Here is an 8,511-nt window from a genome sequence, read left to right on the forward strand (position 1 = left end):
CCGCCGCGTTATCATCGCAATCATGGCAGGCTGGCGTCGATGCGCAAGCGGTTGATTGCGAGGCTCCAGTGGCCGGACCTCACTGGTTATGAACGGACGGCTCGTTCTCCGGCGCCGCCACCTGTAAAAGGCACGGCACGGGCGTCTGTGAACTCGATCACATTCAGGCCATGCGCCTTACTTTTTGGATGACACGCTCAGGACTCGAGCACGTCCTTCACGATCGTGGCCAGTTGCTTGAGGGAAAACGGCTTGGGCAGGAAACCGAAATGCGCGTCTGCCGGCAGGTTCCTGGCGAATGCGTCCTCGGCATAGCCCGAAACGAAGACGAATTTGATGTCGGGCTGCCGCTTGCGCAATTCGCCAAGCAGCGTCGGCCCGTCCATTTCCGGCATCACCACGTCGGAAACGACGATGTCGACCTTGCCGCCAAGCGCCTCGAAGACTTCCAGCGCCTCGACGCCCGAGGACGCTTCGTGGACGGTATAGCCGCGCGACGTCAGCGCCCGCATGCCGCCCATGCGCACGGCATCCTCGTCCTCGACCAGCAGCACCGTGGCAGAGCCCGACAAATCCTTCGCCGATTCGGCGATCTTGGCGGATGTTACCGGCGCCTCGCCGGCCTCGCCTGCCTTTTTCGCCTCAGCAATGTGACGCGGCAGGAAGATGCGGAACACCGACCCCTTGCCGACTTCGGAATCGCAGAAGATGAAGCCGCCCGTCTGCTTGATGATGCCATAGACCATCGACAGGCCGAGGCCGGTGCCCTTGCCGACCTCCTTGGTGGTGAAGAAAGGTTCGAAAATCTTCTTCAGCACATCGGGCGCGATGCCGCTGCCCGTGTCTTCCACTTCGACCACCACATAGTCGGCCGGCGCCAGCTCACGGTAGGAAAAGCTCTTGCTCTCCTCCGCCGCCACGTTCCTGGTGCGCACGGTGAGCTCGCCGCCCGTCGGCATTGCGTCGCGCGCATTGACCGCCAGATTGACCACCACCTGCTCGAATTGCCCGATGTCGACCTTGACCGGCCACAGGTCGCGGCCATGATCAACCTTCAGCTTGATGTCGTTGCCGACCAGGCGGGCCAGCAGCATCCTGAGATCGGCAAGCACATCGGTCAGGTTGAGCACTTCCGGCCTGAGCGTCTGCTTGCGCGAAAAGGCCAGCAGCTGCCGCACCAGCGAGGCCGCCCGGTTGGCGTTCTGCTTGATGTTCATGATGTCCGGGAAGGACGGATCCGACGGGCGGTGGTTGGTCAGCAAGAGATCCGAAGCCATGATGATGGCGGTCAGCACATTGTTGAAGTCGTGCGCGATGCCGCCGGCAAGCTGGCCGACCGCCTGCATCTTCTGGCTTTGCGCCATCTGGCCCTCGAGCGCCTTCTGCTCGGTGGTCTCGACGGCGTAGACGATGGCCGATTCTTCGGCGCCCTCGCCGCCCGTACCGTCGGCGACCGCGTTGACGTAAAAGCGTATGTGCCGCTCCTCATTGCCGGGCAGCAACGTATCGATGGGCTCGATGTCGGCCTGCCGCTGCCTGGCCCTTTCGAATGCCGCGGCAAAGGCGGGCCGGTCGCGCTCATGGACCACCGTATCGAGCCGAACGCGGCGGTCGACGGCATCGCGATCGACAACGGAGGAAAACAGCGACAGGAACGGCGCGTTGGTGCGCAGGATGCGCCCGCTCTGGTCAACGCCCGCGATCGCCATCGGCGTCGAATTGAAAAACCGGGTGAAACGGATCTCCGAGGCGCGAAGATCGGCGGACGCATCCTCGCCTTGCGTCCGGTTGAGCACGATGGTGCGGGTCGGACCATTGACGCCCTCGCGGCTGGCCGAAACGCGATGCATGAAACGCACGGGCAGCGCCTCGCCGGTCATTGTCGTCAGATCGAGATCGATGACAGCGTTGCGTGTGGTGCCGGGATCGGCCTTGACCGAGCGGACCAGCGCCATACCGTCGCCGGCCACGATCTCCGGAAGCGTGACGGCGCCGGGCGTGAAGCTCGTCAGGTCGATGCCCAGCCACTCCGCAAGCGTGGCGTTGATGTAGGTGACGCGGCCCTCCTGGTCGGCCGAAAAGAAGCCGGCCGGCGCATGGTCGAGATGATCGATGGCCTTTTGCAGATCGAGGAAGAACCGCTCCTGCTCGGCCCTCTCCTGCGAGACGTCGGCAAGTTGCCAAGCGAGCAAAGGCAGCCGCTGGCCCGGCACGCTGAAGGCGCGAGCCCGTGCCCGATACCAGCGCGCGCCCGGCTCGGCGCCGGGGCGAATGGATTGCGCAAGCCGAAACTCTCCGTCGCCGGACTGGCCGTCGCGCAGGCCGGATGCCAGCCGGTATATGGTCACCGAGGCCTCGGGAACATCGGAGAGCAATCCTTCGACGGTCTTGAGATCCGCCGCGGACGCAGCCCCGGTCATATCGGCATAGGCACGATTGGCGTAGACGACACGGCCTTTGGTGTCGGTCACCAGAAGGCCCTGCGACATAGAATCGACGAAGGCTTTCGACAGTTCGTCGTTTGTCGAACGCGGCGTGACCTGCACGAAGCCGATCGCGGTGGCGAACAGGAAGCCGACGCCGATCATTGCCAGCACGCCAAGCATTCCAAGCAGGAACGGATCGCCAAGACGCTCGCGGAACAGGCCGAAGACGATCGCGGCGCCCGTCAAGACGACGATGAAGACGATGAGTCGGGCAACTGCACCCGGTCGCGTATTCTGGTCGACGATAGGTACCGGATAGAAATCGCCGCGCGCTTCCTTGGCCATGTGCCCCTGCTTGTGAATTCCGGTACTTGCCCCTGCCCGGTTGAATCACATTCTCAATGCCTGGAAAAGGCCTTGGCGGCAAATCCACCCTAAAAATGACGCGTTCGGCGGCTAATGCATGCCGCGCAAAAATGCGCAGCGGTTTTGCGATAACGACATGCATTAAGACAAGACGTGTCGTCCAAACGCGACGCGCTTTGGTGTTTCATGCTCTTCACGATGCGTGAAAGGCAACTTGCGGTAGCGTGCCGCAACGGTCTAGTGTCGCGTTTCTTCGAAAGCCGTTTTGGGGGCACCGATGCTGCAGTGGCTGGATAGCGTGGCGGGTCCTGGTTATGCCGCAGCAATCCTGTGGGCGGTTGCCGCGCTTGTCCTTCTGTTCATCGTTCTCATCATCATCAAGCTTGTCCGCAGTCTGACCTTCGGAACATTCGTTGCCGGCGGCAGAAACCGCAAGACGCGGCTGGCCGTCATGGACGCCACCGCCGTCGACAGTCACCGCCGGCTGGTACTGGTGCGCCGCGACGATATCGAGCACCTGCTGCTCATCGGCGGTCCCACCGATGTCGTCGTCGAGCGTGACATCAGACTGTCCGCGCCGCGCCGTCCCGCGCTGACCGGGGATGGCGGCGGCCATCAGCCGGCCCCGCGGCCGCGGCCGCCTCAACCTGCTCCCGCGCCGGTGAAGCAGGCGCCGCGGCAGCCAACGAGCGCCGCGCCAACGCCTGTCCGCCCCCGTCAGACGGAACCGGCGCCAAGGCCAGCAACGCAGCCCCTCCAATCGGCGACCGTCGCTCCGCTGCCCGCCTATGGATCGGGAAATGGCAGTGTCGCCCGACACGTGCCGCCGCCGGCCACCAACCAGGCCTCCATCGACGATACGCTGATGCAGGAACTCGAGATCTCGCTCGACGATTCGCCCGCCAGAAGGCCCGTGAGCAAACCGGCGGCGAAGGCGCCACAGTCACTCGATGACGAGATGACGAAGCTTCTCGGAGAGCTTTCCAGTCAGAAAAGATAACCAGCATCAATGGCCGGAGAACCCGGCCATTGATGACTATTCTTGCCCGGTGGTGACGCTTCAGTCGTCGCGGTAGACCTTCTCGCGGCGTTCGTGGCGCTCCTGCGCCTCGATCGACAAGGTCGCGATCGGACGAGCATCGAGCCGTTTCAGCGCGATGGGCTCGCCGGTTTCCTCGCAGTAGCCGTAAGTTCCCTCGTCGATGCGCTGGAGCGCGGAATCGATCTTTGAAATGAGTTTTCGCTGGCGATCGCGGGCGCGAAGCTCGATGGCGCGGTCGGTTTCCGAGGACGCCCGATCGGCCAGATCGGGGTGGTTAGCGTTTTCCTGCTGCAGGATTTCGAGAGTTTCGCGCGCTTCGCGCAATATGTCGTTCTTCCAGGTGACGAGCTTCAGGCGAAAGTAGGATTTCTGCCGCTCGTTCATGAACGGCTCGTCTTCGGAGGGTACGTAATCGGCGGTAACGATGTCGTTCATTCGACTCACCCAACAACCCCAAAATTTGGCGCCTATATATTCGCGGACCGAAGGCTGCACAAGCACAATCCGCGACAGTTTCACGCAATTGTTAATGTCGGACCGAACGGCATCGGCGACATCCTTCGCATGAAGGGCAAGGCCGAATTCGCTTATAATTCGTTAGGTTTGAATGGTGCCAGCCATTCTGCGCCAAGCCTTTCTCATGGCTAATCCTGCAACGGTCATGGCACTTGACGCCGACGCGAACGGGGGTTTGGTGAGCAGACTTTATCTGTTGAGGCATGCCAGGGCCGGATGGGCGCTGCCCGGCGTCCGCGACTTCGATCGCCCGCTCGATGCATCGGGCGTCGCCGATGCCGAAATGATGGGCGCCCTCATGCGTATCCGCAACTACTCTCCCGATCTTACCCTTTGCTCCAACGCAAAGCGGGCGCGCCAGACGCTGGAAGGCCTGGCCTTGGAAGGTCTGGCCGGACACACCGATACTGGCCGGGTGCTGTTCTTCGACACGCTCTACAGCCAGGACGCCGCTGGCTATCTGGCCGCCATCCGCGACAATGGCGGACCAGGCTCGGGCTGGCCGGACTCGCTGCTGGTTATCGGCCACAACCCGATGACGGAGGATCTCGCACTGGCACTTTCGGGCGACGGCGACGAGGCAGCGCGGGGGCTGCTGAACTATGGCTTCCCGACCTCCGGCCTGGCGGTGGTCCGTTTTCCAGGTAATCTCGCCAACGCTGCTCAAGGCGCCGGCTATCTCGAAGCCTTTATGACGCCGGCCGATCCCTGACGCCATTTCAAACCTGCGATGCAAGCCCTATATCGGGGACCACCGGAGCCCAAGAGAGCAAATTTGGCATCATCGCTGACCACTTTCACCGACGAGGCGAGGATTGCCCTGGATACGCTGTCGGGGCGCGCCGCCGGGCTTTTTTCACCATCGTTGCGTCTTGGCGTGACCGGACTGTCGCGCGCCGGCAAGACGGTGTTCATCTCGGCGCTTGTCCACAATCTTATCCATGGCGGACGCCTGCCACTGTTCGAGGCGCAGAAATCGGGACGTATCGCCCGGGCTTTCCTGGAAGAACAGCCGGATGACGCCGTACCGCGCTTCCAGTACGAGGATCATGTCGCCGCGCTCGTCAATGACCGCCTCTGGCCGGATTCGACGCGCGCCATTTCCGAACTCAGGCTGACCATCGAATATGAATCGGCCTCCGGCTGGAGCCGCATGTTTTCATCAGGCAGATTGTCGGTCGATATCGTCGACTATCCCGGCGAATGGCTGCTCGACTTGCCGCTGCTTGGCAAATCCTATGCCGATTTCTCACGCGAAGCCTTCGAGATGGCCATGTTGCCGGTGCGCGTCGAGCTTTCACAGGAATGGCGGGCGCTGTCCGCCGCAGTCGACCTCAATGCGGACGCCGACGAGATGGCCGCGCGCCGCCTCGCCGAAAGCTTCGCTGCCTACCTGAAGGCATGCAAGCTCGACGAACGGGCGCTTTCGACCTTGCCGCCCGGCCGCTTCCTCATGCCCGGCGATCTTGAGGGCTCGCCGGCGCTGACTTTCGCCCCCTTGCCGGCCTTGAGCGACCGGCGAGCGCTTTCGGGGTCGCTGCAGGCGATGATGGAGCGGCGCTACGAGGCTTACAAGACGCATGTCGTCAAACCGTTCTTCCGCGAACACATCACGCGCCTCGACCGCCAGATCGTCCTGATCGACGCCTTGCAGGCCCTGAACGCCGGTCCTGGCGCTATGGCCGATCTGGAACGCGCGGTGACCGAGATCCTTGCTTGTTTCCGCCCTGGCCGGGGCAATTTCCTGACGGATTTTTTCTCAAGGCGCATCGATCGCATCCTGGTGGCGGCGACGAAGGCGGACCATCTGCATCACGAAAGCCACGACCGGCTGCAGGCGATCGTGCGGCGGCTCGCCGACCGCGCCGTGGCGCGGGCGGATTTCACCGGCGCCGATGTCGACGTGGTCGCCATGGCTGCCGTGCGCGCGACGCGGGAAGGCACGGTCAAGCAAGGCCGTGAAACGCTGCCGGTCATTATCGGCACACCGCTGAAAGGCGAGAAGATCAATGGTGAAACATTTGACGGGAAAACAGAAACAGCCATATTTCCCGGTGATTTACCGGAGAAAGTTGATGCTGTTTTCGATATCTTCGGGTCGGACCATCGGCAGAGCAGTGATGATCCTGCGATCCGCTTCGTACGCTTTCGCCCGCCAAAACTCGAACGCACTGCCGAAGGCGTTACGCTGTCGCTGCCGCATATCAGGCTCGACCGCGCCCTGCAGTTCCTGATCGGAGATCATCTGGCATGACCGCGCCGCGCAAGCCGGCGGCATTCCGCATCGAGCCGGAACTACCACCAAAGGAAGAGGTCCCGGAAGGTCGCCGCGCCGACACACAGGCAGTGCGAAAACCTCGCGCGGCAAAGGCTGATCTCGCGGTGGTCGTGCCGGCCGAGGTCGACGTCTTCGACGAACCCGACATCGCCGCGGAACCACCGCCGGCCGCCGCGCCGCGCAAGCGTTCTCTGCTTGGCAACGTATTCTTCGGCGCCATGGGCATTCTGGTTTCGCTGGCCGTCGGTCTCTGGACCGACCAGCTGATTCGCGACCTGTTCGAGCGTGCCGAATGGCTGGGCTGGCTGGCCGCCGGCATGACCGCCATCGCGGTATTGGCGCTGTTGGTCATCCTTGTTCGCGAATTCCTGGCGATCGCCCGTCTTGCGGAAGTCGAAAAATTGCAGAAGCGGGCGCTCGACGCCATCGCCCGCGACGACCCGAAGGCCGCGCGCAGCGTGGTCGACGAACTCTCCGCCTTTGTCGCGGCCAAGCCAGAAACCGCGGCAGGCAGGCGCGCGCTGGCCGAATTGCGCGGCGAGATCATCGATGGCGGCAATCTGGTGCGCCTGGCCGAGGCCGAAATCCTCGGGCCGCTCGACGCGCGCGCCAAGGCAATGATCCTCGATGCGGCAAAGCGCGTGTCATTGGTGACGGCGGTCAGCCCGCGTGCGCTGGTCGATGTTGCCTATGTCGTGTTCGAGGCCGGCCGGCTCATCCGCCGGCTGTCGGAACTTTATGGTGGCCGGCCGGGCACGCTGGGATTCTTTCGACTGGCGCGCAGCGTTCTGGCCCATCTGGCGGTCACCGGATCGATCGCCGTCGGCGACAGTTTCGTGCAGCAGATCGTCGGCCATGGCCTTGCCGCGCGGCTCTCGGCGAAACTCGGCGAAGGCGTCGTCAACGGCATGATGACGGCGCGCATCGGCATCGCGGCGATGGAGACCGCAAGACCCCTGCCCTTCAGCGCGGCGAGACGGCCTGGATTGGGCGATTTTCTGTCCGCGCTGTCGTCGTTCGCAACGAAGAAAGAAAGTGAAACGACCCCCGACAAGTGAAAGAACAGCGCATCCTTTGGGCGTTTTAGAGGGCGGTTGTAGCGCCTTGGTTCTTGCGCGTGATCCCGTTGAAATCGATTCTGGTTTTTTGGGGGATATGCTGTTTGTCTACCTGCATTTGTACGATGCCAATTGGTTCCACATGACTGCAAAAGGCTTTGGCGGTCACCAAGCATTAACCAATCTTGTTCATGGTCGGGCTGGTTCCAAACCAGTCTCTTTGTTGCCGGGTGTTGTCGATGAAAAGCGCAATTCTGTCCAGCGTCCTGCCCATGACCGTTGCGCTTGCCGCAACCGCCGGCCTCGCCGGGAAAGCCGTTGGAGCAGAGCCGGACAAGAAGTTCTTCCGATCGGTCGAAGGCAAATGGGTTGGTCCCGGAGAAATCGTCGCCGGCAAATACAAGGGTACCAAATTCACCTGCAATTTCACCGGCTCGACGCCTGACGGCAAGGTCGGCATGTCGCTCGACGGCGGCTGCCGGGTCGGCATGTTCACCCAGCAGATGTCGGCCACCGTGCAGCAGGGCCGCCAGGGCTACAAGGGCAGCTTCATGGGTGGCGCGGCCGGTTCGGGCCTCGACATCATCGGCGGCAACGTGGTCGACCCGCACAAGGTCGTCTTCACCATCAACCGCAACCAGTTACGCGGCGTCATGCAGGCGCTCGTGCCCGACGACAATTCGATGACGGTGACGGTCGCGGTGCGCGTCGACGAGCAGTTGGTGCCGGTCATCGGCATGAAGCTGAAGCGGGTCGATGCTGTCGAAGTCGGCTCGATCGCGCCGAACTGAACGACATCGCGCCAGCGATGCTGGCCCTCACAGC

At 62.9% G+C, this 8,511-nt stretch carries 7 protein-coding genes; 5 read left to right on the plus strand and 2 right to left on the minus strand.

Going from position 1 to position 8,511, the window contains the following annotated elements; translation table 11 throughout:
- Positions 1 to 197 precede the first annotated feature (197 nt).
- A complete protein-coding gene (gene cckA, locus MESS2_RS18865; RefSeq protein ID WP_008876008.1) occupies positions 198 to 2,771 on the minus strand; it encodes a cell cycle histidine kinase CckA in 2,574 nt (857 codons plus the stop codon).
- Between the two features lie 298 nt (positions 2,772 to 3,069).
- Here cckA and MESS2_RS18870 point away from each other — a divergent pair, with 298 nt between their 5' ends.
- A complete protein-coding gene (locus MESS2_RS18870; RefSeq protein WP_008876009.1) occupies positions 3,070 to 3,792 on the plus strand; it encodes a flagellar biosynthetic protein FliO in 723 nt (240 codons plus the stop codon).
- A 60-nt stretch (positions 3,793 to 3,852) separates the two neighbouring features.
- On the opposite strand, the gene dksA is transcribed toward MESS2_RS18870, so the two are convergent.
- Positions 3,853 to 4,269 carry an RNA polymerase-binding protein DksA gene (dksA, locus tag MESS2_RS18875; RefSeq protein WP_006202025.1) on the minus strand — a complete coding sequence of 139 codons (417 nt, stop codon included), beginning with the start codon at positions 4,267 to 4,269 and terminating at the stop codon, positions 3,853 to 3,855.
- A gap of 259 nt (positions 4,270 to 4,528) precedes the next feature.
- Here dksA and MESS2_RS18880 point away from each other — a divergent pair, with 259 nt between their 5' ends.
- The 4 genes from MESS2_RS18880 to MESS2_RS18895 all read left to right on the plus strand — a co-directional run bounded on the left by MESS2_RS18880 (position 4,529) and on the right by MESS2_RS18895 (position 8,477).
- Positions 4,529 to 5,062: a SixA phosphatase family protein gene (locus MESS2_RS18880; RefSeq protein ID WP_040593520.1), complete on the plus strand. Its 534-nt coding sequence runs from the start codon at positions 4,529 to 4,531 to the stop codon at positions 5,060 to 5,062.
- A gap of 63 nt (positions 5,063 to 5,125) precedes the next feature.
- On the plus strand, positions 5,126 to 6,604 hold the full coding sequence (locus MESS2_RS18885) for a YcjX family GTP-binding protein (RefSeq protein WP_008876011.1): 1,479 nt from the start codon (positions 5,126 to 5,128) through the stop codon (positions 6,602 to 6,604).
- Positions 6,601 to 7,686, plus strand: a complete 1,086-nt coding sequence (locus MESS2_RS18890) for a YcjF family protein (protein WP_008876012.1) — start codon at positions 6,601 to 6,603, stop codon at positions 7,684 to 7,686. The genes MESS2_RS18885 and MESS2_RS18890 overlap by 4 nt, the downstream gene beginning before the upstream one ends.
- Positions 7,687 to 7,925: 239 nt before the next feature.
- Entirely contained in the window at positions 7,926 to 8,477 is a 552-nt protein-coding gene (locus MESS2_RS18895; protein ID WP_008876013.1) for a hypothetical protein, read from the plus strand.
- Positions 8,478 to 8,511 lie beyond the last annotated feature (34 nt).

This window comes from Mesorhizobium metallidurans STM 2683, from assembly GCF_000350085.1.
Taxonomy (GTDB): Bacteria; Pseudomonadota; Alphaproteobacteria; order Rhizobiales; family Rhizobiaceae; genus Mesorhizobium; species Mesorhizobium metallidurans.